The sequence below is a fragment of the Pseudoalteromonas sp. MEBiC 03485 genome (assembly GCF_004195145.1).
GTDB lineage: Bacteria > Pseudomonadota > Gammaproteobacteria > Enterobacterales > Alteromonadaceae > Pseudoalteromonas > Pseudoalteromonas apostichopi.
On the sequence record NZ_SGBT01000001.1, the window covers coordinates 236,035 to 256,584 of the forward strand.

Annotated in this window: 18 protein-coding genes; 3 read left to right on the forward strand and 15 right to left on the reverse strand. The window is 40.5% G+C overall.

The genetic code is table 11. From position 1 onward, the window contains the following. Positions 1-24 precede the first annotated feature (24 nt). From EVU92_RS01080 to EVU92_RS01130, 11 genes are all read right to left on the reverse strand, one after another. On the reverse strand, positions 25-3,189 hold the full coding sequence (locus EVU92_RS01080; RefSeq protein ID WP_004589255.1) for an efflux RND transporter permease subunit: 3,165 nt from the start codon (positions 3,187-3,189) through the stop codon (positions 25-27). 14 nt (positions 3,190-3,203) lie between these two features. Beyond that, on the reverse strand, positions 3,204-4,946 hold the full coding sequence (locus tag EVU92_RS01085) for an efflux RND transporter periplasmic adaptor subunit (protein WP_004589254.1): 1,743 nt from the start codon (positions 4,944-4,946) through the stop codon (positions 3,204-3,206). Continuing rightward, a complete protein-coding gene (locus tag EVU92_RS01090) occupies positions 4,946-6,373 on the reverse strand; it encodes a TolC family protein (RefSeq protein WP_004589253.1) in 1,428 nt (475 codons plus the stop codon). Before EVU92_RS01090 ends, EVU92_RS01085 begins: the two co-directional genes overlap by 1 nt. Continuing rightward, positions 6,373-6,870, reverse strand: a complete 498-nt coding sequence (locus EVU92_RS01095; protein ID WP_004589252.1) for a DUF411 domain-containing protein — start codon at positions 6,868-6,870, stop codon at positions 6,373-6,375. The genes EVU92_RS01090 and EVU92_RS01095 overlap by 1 nt, the downstream gene beginning before the upstream one ends. A 107-nt stretch (positions 6,871-6,977) precedes the next feature. Beyond that, a complete protein-coding gene (locus EVU92_RS01100; protein WP_130049672.1) occupies positions 6,978-7,331 on the reverse strand; it encodes a hypothetical protein in 354 nt (117 codons plus the stop codon). Positions 7,332-7,488: 157 nt separating this feature from the next. Beyond that, entirely contained in the window at positions 7,489-7,836 is a 348-nt protein-coding gene (locus tag EVU92_RS01105) for a hypothetical protein (RefSeq protein ID WP_016899198.1), read from the reverse strand. Between the two features lie 12 nt (positions 7,837-7,848). Then, positions 7,849-8,166: a hypothetical protein gene (locus tag EVU92_RS01110; protein ID WP_008109627.1), complete on the reverse strand. Its 318-nt coding sequence runs from the start codon at positions 8,164-8,166 to the stop codon at positions 7,849-7,851. After that, a complete protein-coding gene (locus EVU92_RS01115; protein ID WP_013465892.1) occupies positions 8,163-9,200 on the reverse strand; it encodes a hypothetical protein in 1,038 nt (345 codons plus the stop codon). Before EVU92_RS01115 ends, EVU92_RS01110 begins: the two co-directional genes overlap by 4 nt. Positions 9,201-9,408: 208 nt before the next feature. Beyond that, the gene (locus EVU92_RS01120; protein ID WP_062566156.1) at positions 9,409-9,771 is read right to left on the reverse strand and encodes a hypothetical protein; all 363 of its coding nucleotides are present in this window, start codon (positions 9,769-9,771) and stop codon (positions 9,409-9,411) included. Positions 9,772-9,965: 194 nt separating this feature from the next. Further along, positions 9,966-11,348, reverse strand: coding sequence for a PhoH family protein (locus EVU92_RS01125; RefSeq protein ID WP_062566157.1), 1,383 nt, complete (start codon positions 11,346-11,348; stop codon positions 9,966-9,968). Next, positions 11,348-12,712, reverse strand: a complete 1,365-nt coding sequence (locus EVU92_RS01130; protein WP_130049673.1) for a PIN domain-containing protein — start codon at positions 12,710-12,712, stop codon at positions 11,348-11,350. Before EVU92_RS01130 ends, EVU92_RS01125 begins: the two co-directional genes overlap by 1 nt. A 299-nt stretch (positions 12,713-13,011) precedes the next feature. On the opposite strand from EVU92_RS01130, the gene rapA reads away from it, so the two are divergent. Beyond that, positions 13,012-15,906: an RNA polymerase-associated protein RapA gene (gene rapA, locus EVU92_RS01135; RefSeq protein WP_130049674.1), complete on the forward strand. Its 2,895-nt coding sequence runs from the start codon at positions 13,012-13,014 to the stop codon at positions 15,904-15,906. 56 nt (positions 15,907-15,962) lie between these two features. Here rapA and EVU92_RS01140 read toward each other — a convergent pair whose 3' ends face one another. Continuing rightward, positions 15,963-16,193: a hypothetical protein gene (locus EVU92_RS01140; protein WP_130049675.1), complete on the reverse strand. Its 231-nt coding sequence runs from the start codon at positions 16,191-16,193 to the stop codon at positions 15,963-15,965. Between the two features lie 133 nt (positions 16,194-16,326). Between EVU92_RS01140 and rluA the strand changes: the two genes are divergently transcribed. Both rluA and EVU92_RS01150 read left to right on the forward strand, forming a co-directional pair. Beyond that, entirely contained in the window at positions 16,327-16,980 is a 654-nt protein-coding gene (gene rluA, locus EVU92_RS01145; RefSeq protein ID WP_130049676.1) for a bifunctional tRNA pseudouridine(32) synthase/23S rRNA pseudouridine(746) synthase RluA, read from the forward strand. Between the two features lie 81 nt (positions 16,981-17,061). Beyond that, positions 17,062-17,991 carry a DUF3530 family protein gene (locus EVU92_RS01150; RefSeq protein ID WP_130049677.1) on the forward strand — a complete coding sequence of 310 codons (930 nt, stop codon included), beginning with the start codon at positions 17,062-17,064 and terminating at the stop codon, positions 17,989-17,991. Here EVU92_RS01150 and djlA read toward each other — a convergent pair. The 3 genes from djlA to EVU92_RS01165 are packed head-to-tail and all read right to left on the reverse strand — an operon-like array spanning position 17,974 to position 20,524. Continuing rightward, positions 17,974-18,846, reverse strand: a complete 873-nt coding sequence (gene djlA / locus EVU92_RS01155; RefSeq protein WP_130049678.1) for a co-chaperone DjlA — start codon at positions 18,844-18,846, stop codon at positions 17,974-17,976. The two genes, EVU92_RS01150 and djlA, sit on opposite strands and share 18 nt — an antisense overlap. A 23-nt stretch (positions 18,847-18,869) precedes the next feature. After that, the gene (gene murU / locus EVU92_RS01160; protein ID WP_130049679.1) at positions 18,870-19,526 is read right to left on the reverse strand and encodes an N-acetylmuramate alpha-1-phosphate uridylyltransferase MurU; all 657 of its coding nucleotides are present in this window, start codon (positions 19,524-19,526) and stop codon (positions 18,870-18,872) included. Further along, positions 19,523-20,524 carry a phosphotransferase gene (locus EVU92_RS01165; protein ID WP_130049680.1) on the reverse strand — a complete coding sequence of 334 codons (1,002 nt, stop codon included), beginning with the start codon at positions 20,522-20,524 and terminating at the stop codon, positions 19,523-19,525. The genes murU and EVU92_RS01165 overlap by 4 nt, the downstream gene beginning before the upstream one ends. Positions 20,525-20,550 lie beyond the last annotated feature (26 nt).

Below are 20,550 nucleotides of genomic sequence, written 5' to 3' on the forward strand. Positions count from 1 at the left end.
CATTTGTGATATTTTCTAGCCGTGCTAAGCATTACTTTTTAGCTCCGCCTTAGAAAGCTCCTTGTTAAAGGCGTTTAATTCTGGCTTTTTAACGATTGAGTAAATTACTGGGAGCACAATAAGAGTGAGTAGCACAGCACTTGTCATTCCGCCTACCATAGGTGCAGCAATACGACTCATAATCTCCGAACCTGTTCCTGTACCATATAAAATGGGCATCAAGCCGATAATGATTGTTGCAACTGTCATCATTACTGGACGAACTCGTAAGCCTGCACCGTGCAATAATGCATCTTGATATGCATCATCAGAGATAGGTTCAGCTCGCTCTTCAGCTTTTTCCTTAAGCTCAGCAAGTGCCTGATTGAGATAGACCAACATTATCACACCAATCTCAACCGCTACCCCAGCTAGAGCAATAAAGCCCACGCCAACAGCCACAGAGAAGTTAAACCCTTCCAGATACATCAACCATAAGCCACCAATCATCGCCATCGGCAAGGTAACGATAATGATAGCCACCTCACTAAACGCTCTGAAGTTTAAGTAAAGTAGAATAACAATAATGGCGAGTGTTAAAGGCAATACATAGGTGAGCTTTTCTTTCGCTCTTTCCATATATTCGTATTGCCCAGCCCAAGTAATTGAATAACCTGCTGGTAGTTTTAGATTATTAGCCAAGTGTATTTTTGCACTTTCAACATAAGTACCTACGTCAACACCGTCTATATCGATAAACGTCCAGCCATTTAAACGAGCATTTTCACTCTTAATTCCCGGCGGACCGTTCTCAACTCGAATATCTGCGACATCACCTAGTGCAATGCGTTGACCACTTGGTGTTACAACAGGTAATCGTGATAGCTGCTCAGGAGAGTCTCGATAGTCTTGCGGATAGCGTAAGTTAACAGGGTAACGCTCTTGACCTTCTACCGTTTGGGTAACGTTCATACCACCAATAGCTGTAGAAACCACTTGTTGAACATCTTCGATGTTTAACCCAAAGCGACTTGCCTTATCGCGTGAAATATCAACCTTGATATATCGTCCACCTGCAACTCGCTCTGAGTAAACTGATGCTGTGCCTGTAACTTCGGGTAAAATTTGCTCTATTTGTTGGCCGATTTCCTGAATCACATCAAGCTCTGGTCCGGCGACTTTAATACCCACAGGCGTTTTTATGCCTGTTGCTAACATGTCGATTCGGGTCTTGATTGGCATAACCCAAGCATTCGTTAAGCCCGGAAACTTAACCAATTTATCAAACTCAGCTTTTAACGATTCAGTAGTCACACCCTCTCGCCACTGCTCTCGTGGCTTCAATTGAATAAAGGTTTCAATCATGGTTAAAGGTGCAGGATCGGTTGCAGTTTCAGCTCTTCCTACTTTACCAAATACAGTTTCAACTTCTGGCACAGTGCGAATAAGCTTGTCTGTTTGCTGCAATAACTCCCTTGCTTTACCAATTGAAATACCGGGATAGGTAGTAGGCATATACATGAGATCGCCTTCATCCAATGGCGGAATGAATTCACTACCAATTTTATCGACAGGCCAAAAGCCAACGATAGTCACTAATATTGCTGCTACTATTGTCGATTTTGGAAACTTCATGACTTGCTTTAAAACAGGCATGTAGATAGCAATCAATAATCGGTTTAACGGGTTTTTCTTTTCAGAAACAACTTTGCCTCGAATAAAGTAGCCCATCAAAACAGGCACCAATGTGATCGCCAAACCTGCTGATGCCGCCATTGCATAGGTTTTTGTATAGGCGAGCGGAGAGAACATTCTTCCTTCTTGCGCTTCCAAGATAAATACAGGTAAGAATGAGACTGTAATGATCAGTAAGCTAAAAAATAGTGCAGGGCCTACTTCACTCGCAGCCTTAGCAACAATTTGCCAGCGATTTTCATCTGTTAGTGGTGTTTTCTCCATATGCTTGTGCATATTTTCAATCATCACTATTGCACCATCAGTCATCGCACCAATCGCAATAGCGATACCGCCTAAAGACATAATGTTGGCATTGATGCCTTGCATATACATGATAATGAACGACACCAAGATACCTAATGGCAGAGTAACAACTGCCACAATAGATGAGCGAAGATGAAATAGGAAAGCCACACAGACAATAGCAACGACTGCAAGCTCCTCTAGCAACTTGCTCCAAAGATTATCAACAGCACGATCTATTAACTTCGATCTGTCATAAACAGGGACAATCTCCACCCCCTCTGGTAGAGAAGATTTAAGCGATTCAAGTTTTTCTTTTACCCCGTTTATGGTTTGTTGAGCGTTTTCACCAAAGCGCATAACGACAACACCACCAACAACTTCGCCTTCACCATTAAGCTCTGCGATACCACGGCGCATTTGAGGCCCTAAATTAACGGTAGCAACATCACCAATACGCAATGGCGTGCCTTGTTCGTTAATACCAAGTGGGATTTTCTCTATATCACTAACTGATTGAATATACCCCGTTGCGGTAACCATATATTCAGCTTCAGCCATTTCCACAACGGATGCGCCAGTTTCTTTGTTCCCTTTTTGTAAGGCTATTTGTATTAAACTTAGAGGAATATCGTAAGCTCTCAATTTATCAGGATCTACTTGCACTTGATACTGCTTAACCATACCACCAACGGCGGCAACTTCGGACACGCCCGGAACAGTTTGTAGTTCATACTTTAAGAACCAGTCTTGAATGCTTCTTAATTGGCTTAGATCATGGTTTCCAGACTTATCTGTTAAAGCGTAAATGTATACCCAACCCACACCTGTTGCATCAGGTCCTAATTGAGGTTTTGCCGAATCAGGCAGGCTTGATGCTACTTGGCTTAAGTATTCAAGTACTCTGCTTCTAGCCCAATACAAATCAGTATCGTCATCAAAAATAATGTAGACGTAGGAATCACCAAAAAATGAGTAACCACGAACAGTTTGCGCCCCCGGCACTGATAACATCGCTGTAGTAAGAGGAAATGTCACTTGATCCTGCACTACTTGTGGTGCCTGTCCCGGATAGCTCGTCTTAATTATCACCTGCACATCAGAAAGATCGGGGAGTGCATCTACTGGTGTTTTTTGTAATGAATACAAACCACCAAACGCGATAATTAAGGTAATCAACAAAACAAAGAAACGATTGCCGATAGACCATCTAATAATTGATTCAATCATTATTTTTCTCCCACTTAATGATTAGAATGATCAACAGCAGCTTTATTTTCCTTGCCGTGTTGTTCATCTGATTCAAGAGAAATGTCAGTGATAACTAAGTCATCTCTAACCTCAAAAGTGAAAGTGACATTATCACCGACATTGAAATCAACCATTTCTATATTGTCCGCGACGATAAAATCCATCGTCGCAGCAGGTCTATCCCATTTCTCTATTGGGCCTCTGCTAATATTTAGAATCCGTGTATCAATATCAATCGCATTAATCAAACCAGATACTGTTGCTGATGATACTTCAGGCTCACTCATGATATGAATTCCAGTAATTTCATATCCACCGTCTTCGGTTTTGCTCACTTCAAAGTGCAAAGATTGACCTGACTTTAATGAGTCAATATCGACTTTTTCAGCCACAGTAAAATCCATAACCATTTCAGGCCAATCCCAAGCTTCAGCAGGGCCATGTGAAATATTAACCATGCGGTGCCCTGCCATAACACTATTAACATCCCCTTGCATCCAAACAGAGTTAGGCACTTCATCATGAGTCATTCGTTTAAAGTCAGAGCTTTTACTTGATTCAGAATCAATCAAGAATTGGGCAGATGTCACCACAACGTCATCTTCATTTAAGCCGTCTAATATTTCGATGCTGTCGATATCAACCCGGCCAATAGTCACTTCAATAGATTTAAATTGCCCATCACCTAACGCAAGTACTACTCTGTCCTGTTTACCTGTTCTAATAACGGCTTCTTTAGGCACGAGGATGGTGCTATCAGCTTGATTAGCGTGAATAGAGACTTGTGCAAACATATTTGGTTTTAATTGATAGTCTGTGTTATCAAATTTCAATCTCACTCGGAGTGTGCGTGTTTTACTGTTCAATGTTGGATAAACATAATCAACGACACCAGCCCAGTCCTCACCGGGTAAATAATCCAGTGTCATTGATACAGGAAGTCCTTTTTTAATTAAGGCTGCGTCACGTTCAAACACTTCTGCTTCAACCCAAACTTGATCTAGCTGGCCAATGCTTAATAAGGTGTTTCCCGGCTTTACATAAAAACCTTCTCTAACCTTCAAACCATCGACAACACCTGCTTGTGGTGAATAAAAGGTAATTGTTTGCTGAACCTTTCGTGTCTTTTCTAGCTTTTGAACAAAGTCTGCTGAAAGCTGTAACGCTTTTAGGCGATCTTTGGCTGCTGAAATTAAAGAACTATTGTTGCGCTTTAACGCTATTAACAGCTCTTCCTGAGCATTAACTAACTGAGGAGAATATAGTGTATAAAGAGGCTGCCCTTTCTCTACAGGGTTACCTGCTGCTTTGATGTAAAGTTTATCAATCCAGCCATCAACCCGTGGGTGGATATGAATTAGCTTATCTTCATCATATTGAACATAACCTACCGTTGAGATTTCAGTATGCATATTTTTCAGTTCAACAGGTGCAGTGCGAACCCCAAGGTTATTCACTACATGAGGCGCAATTTTTACTGCTCCGGGGCCAAAGTCATCACCAGATGATCCTTCCTCATACACTGGAATTAGATCCATCCCCATAGGCGACTTACCGGGCTTGTCCCGGCGGTAATTAGAATCCATCGGTGCAACCCAATACAGAGGCTTTTTTTCTCCTGATGTTGCTTCATTACTATTACTGTTTGAGCCAGTACCTTGATATAAACTCAATGCTCCAGCACCAAGTGCTGCCCCAATGATGATGGCAATAATTGTTTTTGTATTCGTTGACATTATTTTTCTCCAAATTGCTGACTGGATAAGTGCTGATTAGTTTTGTGTGAAGTTTGCATCGACTTATGTTCAGCATTTGAGTTAGATTGAGAATGCGCAAAGAAATAGTTGATACGAGCAACTGTTTTAAGTGCGTCAACATCAATTCTTAAAGCTGATATTCTGGTATTTAATTCGGCAATTCTTGCTCGAACAACTTCGGCAAAATCGCCATCATCATTTGTGTAGGCTGTCAATGACGCTTCTGCTTGGTCATGAGTTTGTTTAAGGAGTTGTTCTTGATAGATAGATTGTCTATCTGATAAGCGTTTAAGCTGTCTTAGTTCTTTTTCTAAAACACTGATCATTTGCTTTGTCAGTAATAGTTTCTCGGTTTTAATAGTCTCTGAATCTGCAATAGAAGCTGCAACTTGCTTATCTTGTCTGTTCTCGGTAAACAAGGGTAAATCAAACGTTACCCCAACAGAAAATAAATCAGCTCGGCTATCACCAGAGGGCATATTGTCGCGATAGGCATAACTAGCATTAACACCCCATTGCGGCTCATATTGCTGTTTGGCTAACTCAATTCCTTTTTCTGAAGCTTTGCGTTTTATATCAATCGCAAGTATGGCTGGGTGATTCGAAAGCTCCTGAGCCAATAGATTTCTTGAGTAATTAGATGCTTTTAGGACTGTTGGATTATTCAATTGAATCGAAGGCAATTCTTTTGAGACGCTAAACTCTAATGGTTGCGCGTCAAAGTTGAATGATTCATTCAAACGATCCGCATCGTAAATATGAAGCCACTCATTGAGACGAGCGATTGTCGTTTCTAGTTTCTGCTTTTGCGAAGTTAATCTGTCATCTAACTGCACGATTTCCAACTGAGCACGAATAACATCTTGCTGTCTAGTTTTACCAACAACGTTTGAATAGCTAGCTTTAGCCACTTCCGCCATCTGCTCAAAGAGAGACCAATCATCTTCAATCAATTTAATAGTTTGTTGGGCTAAGTAAGCATCTAACCAAAGTTGTGACACTTGGCTTTTCAACTTAGCTTTACGATCCTCTCGTAACAGTGGAAATTTCGTGGACTCAATTTGTAACTGGTCTTTCTTGATCTCTAGACTGTCGCCTCTCGGAAACATTTGAGAGACGCCAACCTTTAGCTGAGTCATTCCTTCCTGATCTAAATCCCAAGTATCTGTTGGTAAATTCATTATCCCTAGCGATACTTTCGGATCAGGCAAAGTACCTGAAGCAATACTTCTATTTTCAACTGCACTTTGTTTCAATCGGCTACCATGAAGCCAAGGATCATTTTGCTGAGCTAAGGTGATAGCTTGTTCAAGCGACACTACTTTCTCAGCTTGAGCTGAGAATACAGATAAGCCGAGTATTAATGCAGTTGAAAGTGAAGTAAGGTTTGAAGAGTTCAATTTCATTAGAATTGCTCCTCGTATGTCTTAACTTTTGCATAGACTTTGCTCGTTCCATCTTTAAATAGAATTAACACGTTGTATGGCATAAAGCGGTCATCGACTTCCATACCGGGAGAGCCAACTGGCATTGCTGGAACTGAAAGCCCAATCGCATTGGGATGTTCTTCTGATAAGAACTGCTGAATAAATTTAGCAGGTATATGACCTTCAAAGGCAAATCCATTTCTACTCACTGCCGTGTGGCATGAACGGTAATTAGGTTTGATACCATACTTAGTTTTGATGTTGCCGATGTTTCGGAAATCTTTGGAATGCGCAACGATCCCTTTGTCTTCAATATGAGTTATCCATTTTTTACAACACCCACAAGTAGGGGTTTTATAAACGATTAACTCCAAAGGTGTTACGTCGTTATTGTGTGCATGGTTATGTTCGTTGGCGTTTGCAAACGCAGGTGAAAGCAGCATTACTACTGCTATTTTTAAATACTTATTGATCATTTTTGCCCCCAGACATCGCTGGAAAATATCTATAGCGCTACGACGCTATATTGACTAACAGAAAAATTAATTACATGTGCGAGAAATTTGGACGCACTAATCCTGTATTAGGCAAAAATTGGTGGACGATAAAGGGAAGTGGAAATTGAATGAGGTTGTTTAGATTGCAGAGCAGCTACAGATTCACTGAATATTTGAATATCTGTCGAATCAATACTGGAATTTAGGACTGTCGTAGATGAGCAAGCATTTGCAGGACAAATACATTCAACGTCACAACAATCTTCTGATTGACCATTACTGCTTTTATTCATATCACCATGATCCATGTTCATGTTCATGTGTGATTCGTGAGAACCTGATGACATTTCGCAAGGCATAGCAGAATACGCAAATGCTTGCCCTACAAAGGCAACCAGCATAAGCGTCATTACTAAGACTTTTGAAAATGCTTTAGACATAAAATTCTCTTACAAATATACATCTCTAATACTAATGCAAATTTTTGACTAAGTCAATTGATGCTGTATAAACATTTATGAATATTTGATTATCGTCAAATTTTTCAAAGAGGTAAGTGACAAATAATAATCTCATCAGACTTCTTATCTTCGCTATTCAATGGCTTTTATTTTGAGACTTAAGTTGCTCTCTCATTTCTAAAACTCGATCTGCCGAATAAGCTCCTGCTCTCATAACAACCAGTTCAACAAATGAAATATCAATTAACTTATGGTCAGCATCAATCACATAACAACTCCCACTATGTGTGTATATTTCTAACTTATCCTCATCAGCAGATTTGCTAACAATCTTTGAAGTCACGATTTGCTGAAATGGCCGAAACCTGAATGTTTCATCTTCAATAACCCCCCCTGATAAAAACTCGCCAAGAAATATTTTTTCAAATTCTTTATAGTCGTAAACAGATACTATGTAGGCATCCTTTAAATATATTCTATCCAACGTATTCCCTTACTAATAACTAGCCGGGAGCATATCTCGCAGCTCTAATAACTCATTAGGAGAATACATACACTCATGCATTAAATTAAACTCAAATGCATTTACATCAAACTCTTTAGATTCAGCATCTAAGATATAAAAGTCAACACCAAAGCACTTACTTTCTAGACCATTGATTTCCAAAACCTTTATCGTGAATAAAGCATCTCCTTCTTTACCATTTTCATTTTCGTCAGCAAATGTGCCGTAAAGCACCCGTTCAACTTTTTCCTCTGTATCAGATTGAATTGAGATAAGTTTTGCGTTGGTTAGTTTTACTCTAGGTCTCATGCTTGAACTCCTTTCATATCTTCTACAGAAAAAGGACGAAAAAAACTTAGATATTTAACCCCATCAACTTTAAGCAAATTGTTGTCAGCATCAAAATGTGACAGAACACTAGATTGATACAACGAAATGTATTTTTCATAATCGATTGTGTTAAAAAAGTTGGTATCAACGCGCCTCGCATAAAAAACAAGATCTTGCTGTTCGATACGAACAATGAACTTCTGATCGCCATCTAGATTTTTGACTCGTAGACATAAATCAGGTTTGTGCCAATCAGATACAAAGGAAGGAATCAATGGGAAGCCATATACCAAATAGCGCATACCTTCGATTTTGAAGGTTGTTGGATTGAACTGAGCCTTATTTACTTTGCCGCTACTGAATAATTCAAGTGTCAACACCAGCCAGTGCACATGCTTAGAAAATGTATTTCCTTCAGAAATACAGCCTTCAAACTCACCATTATGGTTTACATGATTGATGTACATGTATTTTCTAATGTCATCCAAGGAAAGCTTTTCAAACGGAAACTTGCAAGCGATTAGCCTGAAATAACAACCATGAACTTTTAAATCTGCATATTGAACTATCAACGGATCATCAAAGGCATCAAAGTATGGTCGCCACTCTAAGCGGAAGTCTGCACCTGTATTTACAATAAACTTGGCATTTTCAGGCAACCCTAAAACTTGGTATATCACTGAAACTAACTCTAATGTTTCGATATCTACCAGCATCAGGCTTTCAATACGGTTTGCCATTGACTCAATTTCTTTATGAAGCGATTCAATAATTTCTTGATCATCGTATTCGTTGATCATTAAATATTTCAGGGAATCGTGCTTTAGAATTGAGTCCAGCTTTTTCTTTTCAAATACTTCAGAGAGATATTTATGGGTATCAGAAAAATGAGGGCAGTTATAAACACCTCTAGCCCACAGGCCTTGGGCGTAAAGATCAGGAAACTCTAATAACTCAGCAAACTCTTTTGCTTGTTTATTGAGCTTATTCTTTAATTGATAAAGTGAGATCACTTAGTTCTCCAAACAACTTTCCAATAAACAATGGCCTACCAACACATTGCTTTATTTATTGTTCAAATAACCAAATTTTTACGGATGCTCCGCTTCACTGTTCACGTTTTTCAAGGCGAAAAACATGTGTAGGCGTAGGCTGTCCGTTCAGCCTTCTTATTATAATATCGCCAAAAAACAAAATGACAACTTACGTATTTGTACAACTTTAGGTAGATATTTTGAGTTTGAACTCTGAAAAGCTAAGCCCAAACAAGGATACGACCATCTCTTCATTTATATTGGAGCCGGGAAATTTTTTTTCAAAATTTCCAATAATGCTATCTAGGTGGCTAGCTAATATTTTTACTAAAAATATTTCCGAGTTTGGTGAGAGTGCAGACAGTGCTATCATTGGGTTGTCAAAGGATTCAGCTTTTATTTTTACTAGTAAATCGCTGTAACTGTCACAGCCATATAGACAAATAGCTGCCCCTTCTTGGGCTTGTCCAAGGGGAATAGTTAATAATTTAGATAATCGTTTTGCCTGCCTTTTTATATTTACTAGCAGGTCTTCTTTTTTAAAAGACATCAATACACCAAAAAACGGCAACGCTAGGCCACGCACCTATGTCACTCAGTTTTTATGTGAATATTTAATCTTTTAGTTCAGAGTAAATCCATTTCGTCCTGTTTTCGTGGGAACGGGCTTCTCTGAAAAGCCACTGCAAAAAGCAGTGGCCATTGTCGCAATATTATAAGGAAATGTGAATGGTAGTTTGATGCCTACATATTCTTTTCAGTGAATTCAGCCAAGCTACTACGCTCTACTTCATCAAAAATCAGCACTGATCCTTTTTCATAATGACGAAACACATTAACAGCCGCACTTGCACCAGAAGAAGCAGGTGTTACAAACTTATCGTCAATCTGGGCTAGGTTGCCCAATACGATTGTCCGACAATTTTTCCCACCACGGCTTAACATGCCCTTGATTTGCGCTCTAGTCATGTTTTGAGCTTCATCAATGATTAAAACAGCATCGTCTATTGAACGGCCACGAAAATAAGCCATGCTAGTAAATTCTATATTGGCTTTTTCAATCACATGCTCGACTGTAGCGTAGACATTTCCTTCATGATTATCATCCGAGTGCATCGAAATTAATGCGTCAGTAATACCTGCCAGAAGAGGCATTGATTTTTCAGTTAAATCCCCCGGTAAGAATCCCGGATCGTCGTCCATAAAGTCTCTGGAGCGCACCACAACGATTTTTTTGTACTTTTTCAACTCCAATACTTGATGCAGCGCCGAAGCAACTGCCAAAAAAGTTTTTCCGGAGCCAGCAGGACCAAGGATGATATTTAAATCATAGTAAGGGTCTGTTAATTGGCTTAAAGCTACCGACTGACGCTGATTTTTAGGCAAAATGCCCCATACTTTTTCTTGTTTACGAGGCAATAGCTTTGTGAATACCTCAGTATCTGTTACTTCTGAAATTCGCCCAATGTGTCCAGCTTCATCGTACCAATACATGTTTGGCTGAACTTCATCATTAAATAGACTTATTGGGAAAGTATAAACTTCTCCTGAAACCTTGAAGTCTTTGTCTGATTTAATTCGATCAAAAAGATCTCCTTTAAAGGCTTGTACCCCTGTGTATAAAAGATCAATATCTGATATTTGATTATCTACGGCAACGTCTTCTGCCATGACCCCTACGGTTCGAGCTTTCAAGCGCATATTAATGTCACGGCTAACAATTATTACGTCTTTATTGAGTTCTTTTTGAAGATATAAAGCATAATTAATTATTCTGTTATCAGCATCACTTCCTATCCCGTGCTTTAACTCCTTAGCCAGATCCAATTGAGTGTCAATTCCAATGAAAAGCTTTCCTCTCTGGGCTGTTTCGGTAGATGGTAAAGGAATACCTATTTCCATTTCCTCGGCTGTATGTCCATTTATAATGTCTTCAAGCATTCTAATGCACATACGGGCATCGGCACTTACCGATTTATTAGTTCTTTCTTTCAGGTTATCAAGCTCTTCAAGGACAGTTAGACAGATGTAAATATCATCTTTGTAGCTAAAAATAGATTTTGGATCATGTACTAATGCAGATGTGTCTAGTACACGAGGATTTCGATTATCAATAGAGCTTTTCATTACGCAGCCTCCCAAAAGATTGAATCGTTGCTAGGCTTTGTGTTGTACTTTTCTTGTAAATTACAAATTTTGAGTAAAGGTTTATTGTTGAGAGACTGCTCAGAGTAGCTAAGGTAATCAATTTTTTTGGAAATTCTTTTTACTTTTTCTACAGGCCAATAAAAACAAGGGGGTAAAAACTTTAAAATACCCCCAATTCGGGGTTGTAAAATAACAACGGCATTTTGAATGCTGCGACCACGCATAAAGTTTACTGATTTAAACTGTACGTTGGCTTTTTCCATAATGTAATTGCGACTCGAAATTGGGTTTTCATCGCCTTTATGTAGTACCTCTAAGGTATCGGTGATCGCAGCCAACCAAGGCGCCATTTTCTCTTCTTCCGTGCCTGGTAAAAAGCCGATTGATTCAGCAATTTCAGGAGTATTACGGGTAACAATAACTTTATCGTAAATGCCTTTTTCTATAATCATTTCAAGGGCGCTGGCAAGCGCGAGTAAGGTTTTACCACAACCAGCGGGGCCGGTTAAGATCACTAGTTCAATACTTGGGTCAAGCAGTGCATCAAGTGCCATTCCTTGATACACATTCTTTGGTTTAACGCCCCAAGCAGTATGACTCATCAAACGTTCAACACTGATATCTTTTAAAGTAATTTGTTTATCATCGTAGCTTGTTACTCGAGCCGCAAAGTGGTCGCTTTCATCGAGTATGTATTCATTACAGAACACATCGCTAATCGTGCTTTTTGCAACATGGTGATAGGTATCACGGCCTTGTTGTTCTGTTTCGCACTCACCAACATGTTGCCAAAAGTCACCTTCAATTTTTTTATAGCCACTAGTAAGCAACGCTATGTCATCAATTAATTGGTCAGTTCTGTAATCTTCAACAAATTTAAGCCCGGCCCCTTTCGCTTTGAGGCGCATATTGATGTCTTTAGTTACAAGCACCACTTTGCTGTCGCTATGTTGCTTTTGTAAATGCACAGCACAATTGATAATTCGGTGGTCATTTTCGTTGCCTGGTAAACCTGAAATACTGTCTGCAAATAAATGGTCATTAACGATAATTAAGCGGCCACGAGAATCTGTTTTAGCCTTTTTGTTACTAGGGAGCGCGACACCCTGCAACATTTGCTCTGGCGAAGCGTCCTTTAGCACTTCATCTAAACCACGAATAGCAACACGGGCGTCACGGCTAACGTCATGTTTTCTATCTTTAATGTGGTCGAGCTCTTCTAATACTGTCATGGGGATAACAACATCGTGTTCTTGGAAAGATAAATAAGCGAGGGGTTCGTGGAGTAACACATTGGTATCAAGCACATACATTTTACTATCAAGGTTCGAAGCTTTTTCCATAGCACTTTCCTTACGTTTTATGATTTTTATGCTATACCCAATAAACTAAACAAGCGGCGGATGAAGCTATGGTTTATTCGTCAGGTATATACTCAGTTTAGTCTATTTACGACAAAAGTCCTTTTTATGACAAACAAATATATAATTATTTAACCGGTTAGAATACATACAATTTTTACCTTTAATAATGACTTAAAAAGGTTGACTAAATTTAATTGTGTGCGGCGAGTTTACTGCCTTGAAGTAGCATGGCGTTACAGGTAACATAGCCGCCTTTTTTCTTCATAGACGAGACATACATGAATTTTTCCTTAGGTCAGCGTTGGATCAGTGATACTGAGTCAGATTTAGGATTAGGCACCGTAGTTGCCCTTGAAGGCCGCCAGGTCAGCATTTTATTTCCAGCCAGTGGAGAAAACAGAGTTTATTCTTTAACAGAAGCACCTGTTACTCGTGTCGCATTTAATCCAGGTGATGTTATTCGCAGCGTTGAAGAGTGGGAATTAGAAGTTGAGTCAGTTGAAGAGCAAGGCGAGTTACTATGCTATCATGGCACACGCGTTGATAACGGTGAAAAAGCACAGTTAAAAGAAACTTTTTTAGATCACTTTATCAAATTCAATAAACCACAAGACCGTTTATTTGCAGGTCAAGTGGACCGCTTTGACCGCTACACTCTACGTTACCAAACTTGGCAGCATCAGTTTGAGCGCCAACAATCACCTTTAAAAGGTTTAATTGGTCAGCGAGCAAACCTTATTCCGCATCAGCTTTATATCGCACAAGAAGTCGGTAAACGTTTTGCGCCACGCGTATTACTTTCTGATGAAGTGGGTTTAGGTAAAACCATTGAAGCAGGTATGATTTTACATCAACAAATCATCAGTGGCCGCGCTAGTCGCGTACTGATTGTTGTGCCTGAAAACCTTCAACATCAGTGGTTAGTAGAAATGCTACGCCGCTTTAACTTACATTTTTCTATTTTTGATGAAGAGCGTTGCGATGAAGCCTTTGCTGACTCACCAAACGTATTTGAAACAGAACAGTTAGTACTTACTAGCCTTGAATTTTTAAGTAAGAAAAAACGCTGGTTTGAGCAAGCAACTCTGGCTGATTGGGATTTACTGGTTGTTGATGAAGCACACCATTTAAGTATCAATAATGGTAAACCAAGCACTGAATACCAACGTATAGCGGAGTTAAGCCAAGACATTCCAGGCCTTATCTTATTAACTGCAACGCCGGATCAACTAGGCCATCGCAGCCACTTCGCACGCCTGCAATTACTCGACCCAGATCGTTTCTACGACTACGATGCGTTTGTTGAAGAAGAAAGTAACTACAAAGAGGTTGCCGAAGCAGCCAACCAATTACTCGGTGAAAAAGGCCTTGATGATGCGTCTCGTGCAACATTAAAAGAGCTATTAAAAGAAACCGATATCACTGATCTTTTAGCCGAAGCAGAGAAAGGTGATGAAACGGCGCGCAACGAAATTTTATCAATGTTGTTAGACCGCCATGGTACGGGTCGCATTTTATTTAGAAATAGCCGTAGCGGTATTGATGGGTACCCAAGCCGTAAGCTTCATGCATACCCTATGGCAATGCCTAAACAATATAAAACGGCGATGTCGGTACTGGGTAACATGGGCGGCATTCAAAATGCTGAGCTAACAGCCCTTCGAGCTTTATTTCCTGAAAAGATCTTCCAAGAGTTTGAAGGTGAAAATGCTAGCTGGGGCGCATTTGACCCACGTGTTGATTGGTTAATCGAAACGTTAAAAACCCTTAAACACGAAAAAGTACTGCTTATCTGTGCTAAAGCCGAAACCGCACTTAGCCTAGAACAGATTCTACGTGAGCGTGAAGCGATTAAAGCCTCTGTTTTCCACGAAGGTATGTCGATTGTTGAACGTGACCGTGCAGCCGCTTACTTTGCCGACGAGTACGACAGCGCACAAATTCTACTTTGCTCTGAAATTGGCTCTGAAGGTCGTAACTTCCAATTCTCGCATCACTTAGTATTGTTTGATTTACCGCTCAACCCTGACTTACTTGAGCAACGCATTGGTCGTCTTGACCGTATTGGTCAAACTCAAGACGTAAACATTCATGTGCCGTATTTTGAAAACACCGCACAGGAAGTGTTATTACGTTGGTACAACGAAGGCTTAGATGCGTTTGAAACAACATCGACAACAGGGCAAATGCTGTATAAAGAGTATGGCGAAGAACTACTTGAGTTTATTGGTGCACACAATTGCGATGAAGAAGAGCTAGACCCACTGCTAGAACAAGTGGCAGGTCAAAATGCCAAGCTTCGTAAGCAAATGGAAAGTGGTCGTGACCGCTTACTAGAGCTGCATTCAAGTGGCCAAGGCCGAGCAGAAAGTCTTGTTGCAGATATCGAAGAGTTAGACGATCAATTTACACTACCAAGTTACATGATCAATGTGTTCGATACTTTTGGTGTAAGCCAAGAAGATAAAGGTGAAAATACCATTATCTTAAAACCAACTGAGCACATGCTAAATCCATCTTTCCCATGTTTAAAAGATGATGGCATCACAGTAACGTTTGATCGCAGCACCTCGCTTTCGCAAGAAGACGCCCATTTCATCAGCTGGGACCACCCAATGGTGCAAGGCAGCTTAGACATGATTTGTGATGATGACTTTGGTACTGCCTCTGTGGCGTTACTGAAAAACAAAAAGCTACCTGCTGGTACCTTCTTTGTAGAGCTCATTTTCATTGCTGAGGCGATGGCGCCTAAAGCACTTCAGGTTGGCCGCTTCTTACCACCAACGCCTATTCGTATCTTATTAGATAAGGGCAGTAACAATCTGGCTGATAATGTTGCTTTTGATGCTTTCAATCAGCAGTTGTCTGCGGTTGGTCGCCAAACTGCAAGTAAATTAGCCAGCGCGCTACAAAGTGCCATTCACCCAATGATCACCAGCGCACAAGGTATGGCACAAACAAAGCTAGAAACACTGCGTGCTGAATCACTAGAGAAAATGCAAACCGCCCTTGGTGAAGAGCAAGCTCGCTTAACAGCACTTAAGCAAATCAATCCGAATATTCGTGATGAAGAGCTGAGCTTCTTTGATAAGCAGCGTAGCGAACTCACTACTTACATCGAAAAAGCCCAAGTTAAACTTGATGCAATTCGTTTAATTGTCGTTTCGCACTAACGTTGAAGCGCTAAACTCAAAACTACAAACGCGATGTGCTTTCACATCGCGTTTTTTTATACAAAAAACACCACAAGGGTAATAATTACGGCCACTGCCGCTAGCTTACAAAATAACTTAGCTAAGCTTTTATTTCTTTGTATTAAATCGTCTTTGTAAGCTTGCTTCAAATATACTGCTTGTAGGTCTGAAAAGCCTTTACAATGCGGACACTCTGGCTCAAGATCATTCACTTCTAAGCCACAACGTGTACAAGGCTTACAGCGAATTAAACCAAGGCGAAACATTCATTTGTCCTTTTCTTTAAACTCCATACCTTAATTTACTGTATCTTAGCTACTACTCAAAAACCAGCACTGGCATTGTGTATGCGCTCATACTCCTTTAAAATAGCGCCCTTGCATATCATCGAGGCTGGCTGTGTTACTCAATTATAATCCCCCAATGACACCTTATTTAAGTATTGTTTATCAAGATGATGACTTACTTATTGTGAATAAACCAAGTGGTTTACTTACTGTGCCGGGAAAAGACCCAAAACACGCTGACTGCCTTATTGCTCGCATTAATCGCGTTTTTCCAACGGCGAAAATTGTTCACCGCCTTGATATGGCTACCTCTGGCATTATTTGTTTAGCTATGCACAAAGAAGCGCATCGTAATTTAAGCATTCAGTTTCAAGATAGAAAAACCGCGAAACGCTACATTGCTCGTGTATTTGGTAAGCTTGAGCAAGAAACTGGATCGGTAGATTTACCACTTATTTGTGATTGGCCGAACCGACCAAAGCAAATGGTTGATCACGACAATGGCAAACCGTCATTAACCCATTTTAAAGTGCTTGAATATGAAGGTAATGCAACTCGTGTTGAGCTGACCCCAATTACAGGGCGTTCTCACCAACTGCGTGTGCATATGCTGTCATTGGGTCACCCTATTTTAGGCGATAAGTTGTATGCTCACCCCGAGGCATTCGCCATGGCTCCTCGCTTACAACTGCATGCCGAAATGCTAACCTTAGCTCACCCAGCCAGCGGTGAAACACTGATTTTTGAAGCTGCTCCTGAGTTTTAAGACAATTCGCTAAATATTTAATAAACACTGCCGATAACCTAGTTAATCACTGATTTAATTAATGACTCAGGTAATATCGGCATGAATTTAAAATCCTCACATCGCTTAGTTTACGCAGCCTGTTTTGCGTTGATTAGCAGCGTGAATGCAGCCGACTTTATCAAACCGACGCCTTGGTCAAGCTTGGTCACAAATGATATTCAACGTTTTTTACCAACTGACGAAGTGCGTCCCCTGCTTGCTGGTGAAGATGAGTTTATCAGCTTATATCGTCAATCGATGGCTGCAAGTCAACGTGGAATTGTGCTCATTATTCCCGATTGGCAGCACTTACCAACAAACAATGCTGGCATTAACTTTTTACGTAAACAGTTAAATGAAATTGGCTATGCAACTCTTGCCATGACTATGCCAGACATTGATTGGCACCCTGCTGACATGGCAATGCCTGAGCCATCTGAGAGCTCTGAAGACGCTGAAGAGTCAACTACGCAAAGCGATGAACAAACTGCTCCTGCCACGCCAGCCCAAGCACAACAAGCGCCTCATTTTGTTACAGGTGCACCCAATATTAGTGAAGCTGTGCTTGATGATTACAAGTTAAAGTTAATAGCCAGGTTCAATGCCTTGTATAACAGTGCAATGGATGAGGGCGGCAACATAGTTGTTGTGGCTCAAGGTGCCAGTGCGGGGCTATTAATTGAGCACTATGCTAGCTTTCCAAATAACGAACTTAACGCCTTTATTAGCTTAGGGAGTTATTTACCCAACAGTATTCGTAACCAGCATCTCAATGCTACGCTATCGACCATCAGCCCACCGTTATTAGATATTTTCTATAGTGAGGGTAACCCTGACACGCTGCAAAGCGTAAAAGACAGGAAACGCTGGGTAAGAAAACACGCAAAATATGACTACCGACAAAGAGAGTTATTTGGTGTGCCTTCTGAGCCTGAGCAGCACGAGAGGCTGCTCAAAGAAGTTGATGGCTTCCTACGCCGCCTTTTTTAAATACTCATAGGCTGCTTGAATATCTTGGCTTTTCTTTACTGCCACTTCCATCATATGTTTTGGTAAACCTTGCGATACCAGCTTATCGGGGTGATGCTGAGCCATGAGTTTGCGATAGGCTACTTTAATATCTCGCGCAGAAGCATCATTGTTTAAGCCTAAAAGAGCCAAAGCTTGCGCGCGATTCATACCATTATTGGGTGGCACACTGTGCCCTCTATGTTCACTATGACTGCTGCGATTTTGCTGGCTTTGTTGACGTTGCTGCTCATAAAAGCGCTGTTGTTGCTGGCGAAACGCAAATTCGGCTTGGTAGCGCTTTAATAAAAATCCGAACTGAGTGCGCGAAATACCAAGCTGCTTACTCACCTCTTGCAAGAGCTGCTTTTCTTGCTCTGCAAGGTGGCCATCAGAAAAGGCCATTTGAATTTGTATTTCGAGGAATAATTGCAATAAATCATGACGTCGGGCAAAGCGCTCCTTAAAGTCATGAACGGTTTCTTTTAATGAAAAATCCGTTTCTTTACCGCTACGAAAGGCATCTTGAGCTTCACGGCGCTCATCGCCCGATAGGCCCATTTCGTCCATAAACAAACTTGCAGCACGAATATGAGTTTCACTAACGCGACCATTCGATTTGGCAATATGCCCCATTACCGCAAAACAGCTTGAAAAGAAAAGAGCTTGGCGTTCGTTAATGTCATCGCCTTTAAACAAACCAGAAAAACCACCTGCTTTATCAAAGTCTTGTTTTAAACTGCGATCGAACATATGGCCTAGGTATAAACCTAGTAGGGCACCAATAAACTTGCCAAACATAAAGCCAAAACAAAAACCGAGTACTTTTCCCCACATAATTTGGCAAACCTCTGTTGTTATTACAAAGTGAAACGCTGATTTATTTCATCGAGTCTGGCAGGCGTGCCAATGTCATCCCACTGACCTAAATAAAGCTCAGTAGAAACTTGATGCTCTGTGAGTTTTTCTCTCAAAATGGGCCCAAGTGGACGAATACCTGCGCTGAGACCTTCAAAAAAATCAACATGATAGCGACTTATACCCGAAAAAGTATACTTTTGACTATCTGGGCTTAGATGACTTAGAGCAAAATCACCATCAGGATTATGAGCAGGATTTTCAACAAGGACAATATGCGCCTCCCCTACTTGCAGATGAAGCTGCATCAACGAAGTAACATCGTAATCAGTAAACACATCACCATTGATGACAATAAATTGCTCACCCAATAACGGCAATGCTTGAATAATACCACCGGCGGTTTCAAGACCCCCAGCCTGCTCTTGGCTGTAAGTGATCGATACACCAAACTGCGAACCATCAGCAAAATACTCTGTTATTTTGTCACCTTGCCAAGCAAGGTTAATGACAATATCGGTAATGCCTGCTTGGCGTAAGTTATTAATATGATGCTCTAATAATGGCTTGCCGTTAATCTTTAGCATCGGCTTTGGCATCGTTTCTGTTAGCGGCATCATGCGCTTACCGCGCCCTGCCGCTAGGATCATTGCTTTCATTTCATCTCTTTTGTTAAACGCTGCTTAGTCTGTGGAATAATTATCTGCTCTATCCACTGGCCAAGGGCTGTTAACTCTGGGTATTCTTTACTGACATTACTGATGTATGTAAGGGTTGGCAGTACATTACTCAAATAGCCAGACTTACCGTCACGCAATTTCAAACGGCAAAATATACCTGCCGCTTTTAAATGACGCTGCACGCCAGTTAAATCAAACCAACGTTTAAACATCGTAAATGAGATGTCTTGCAAAAGCTTTTGCTCGCAAAATTCGTCATAAGCGTAATGTAAAAGGTAATCGAGCTCTTGCTCTGGCAACTTAAAATAGCAATCTCTTAATAACGAAACAAGGTCATAACACACTGGCCCTTGTACGGCATCTTGATAATCAATGATCGCCCATTGCTGTCCTGTGCGCATAATATTGCGGCTATGGAAGTCTCGGTGAACCGTAACAATCGGTTGTTCAAGGGCATTATTAACTAATAGCTCACAAGCCTGTTGCCACATTTGCTGTTCATCAACAGAAAGTTGCTCACCAATAAAGTTATCAACTAACCAATCTCTAAAAATGCTCAGTTCAAACTGTAAAAACTCACCATCAAATACTTTCATATGTTGGGCAGGTGGGATTTGCGCCCATTGTGCACTTAACTTTATTAAATGTTTGTAGTGTAAAGTGCGGTCTTCGTCGCCCAGTAAATCGGCCAAATGAGTATTGCCTAAATCACTCAATAAGAAGAAACCTTGCTTTTCATCTGCTTGAAGAATTTTTGGTAATTTAAAGCCATGTTGAGAAAACACTTTATTGAGTTCTATATAAGGCGTGTTATCTAATTTATTGGGGTCTGAGTCCATGACGATATAGCTCTGTTCACTTGTATTTACGCGGAAATAACGGCGAAAGCTCGCATCCCCAGTGATGGCGGCTAATTGATATTCATCCTCTTTAAAATGAGGATTTAAAAACTGCTGTAAACTTTTATAACGATTCATTTAGTAAGATATCTATTTTTCACTAA

What these genes read in the sequence shown, in the direction of transcription:
- EVU92_RS01080 (WP_004589255.1), bottom strand. Translation starts at nt 3,189, where the DNA reads ATGATTGAATCAATTATTAGATGGTCTATCGGCAATCGTTTCTTTGTT.
- EVU92_RS01085 (WP_004589254.1), bottom strand. Translation starts at nt 4,946, where the DNA reads ATGTCAACGAATACAAAAACAATTATTGCCATCATCATTGGGGCAGCA.
- EVU92_RS01090 (WP_004589253.1), bottom strand. Translation starts at nt 6,373, where the DNA reads ATGAAATTGAACTCTTCAAACCTTACTTCACTTTCAACTGCATTAATA.
- EVU92_RS01095 (WP_004589252.1), bottom strand. Translation starts at nt 6,870, where the DNA reads ATGATCAATAAGTATTTAAAAATAGCAGTAGTAATGCTGCTTTCACCT.
- EVU92_RS01100 (WP_130049672.1), bottom strand. Translation starts at nt 7,331, where the DNA reads ATGTCTAAAGCATTTTCAAAAGTCTTAGTAATGACGCTTATGCTGGTT.
- EVU92_RS01110 (WP_008109627.1), bottom strand. Translation starts at nt 8,166, where the DNA reads ATGAGACCTAGAGTAAAACTAACCAACGCAAAACTTATCTCAATTCAA.
- EVU92_RS01120 (WP_062566156.1), bottom strand. Translation starts at nt 9,771, where the DNA reads ATGTCTTTTAAAAAAGAAGACCTGCTAGTAAATATAAAAAGGCAGGCA.
- EVU92_RS01125 (WP_062566157.1), bottom strand. Translation starts at nt 11,348, where the DNA reads ATGAAAAGCTCTATTGATAATCGAAATCCTCGTGTACTAGACACATCT.
- EVU92_RS01130 (WP_130049673.1), bottom strand. Translation starts at nt 12,712, where the DNA reads ATGGAAAAAGCTTCGAACCTTGATAGTAAAATGTATGTGCTTGATACC.
- rapA (WP_130049674.1), top strand. Translation starts at nt 13,012, where the DNA reads ATGAATTTTTCCTTAGGTCAGCGTTGGATCAGTGATACTGAGTCAGAT.
- EVU92_RS01140 (WP_130049675.1), bottom strand. Translation starts at nt 16,193, where the DNA reads ATGTTTCGCCTTGGTTTAATTCGCTGTAAGCCTTGTACACGTTGTGGC.
- EVU92_RS01150 (WP_130049677.1), top strand. Translation starts at nt 17,062, where the DNA reads ATGAATTTAAAATCCTCACATCGCTTAGTTTACGCAGCCTGTTTTGCG.
- djlA (WP_130049678.1), bottom strand. Translation starts at nt 18,846, where the DNA reads ATGTGGGGAAAAGTACTCGGTTTTTGTTTTGGCTTTATGTTTGGCAAG.
- murU (WP_130049679.1), bottom strand. Translation starts at nt 19,526, where the DNA reads ATGAAAGCAATGATCCTAGCGGCAGGGCGCGGTAAGCGCATGATGCCG.
- EVU92_RS01165 (WP_130049680.1), bottom strand. Translation starts at nt 20,524, where the DNA reads ATGAATCGTTATAAAAGTTTACAGCAGTTTTTAAATCCTCATTTTAAA.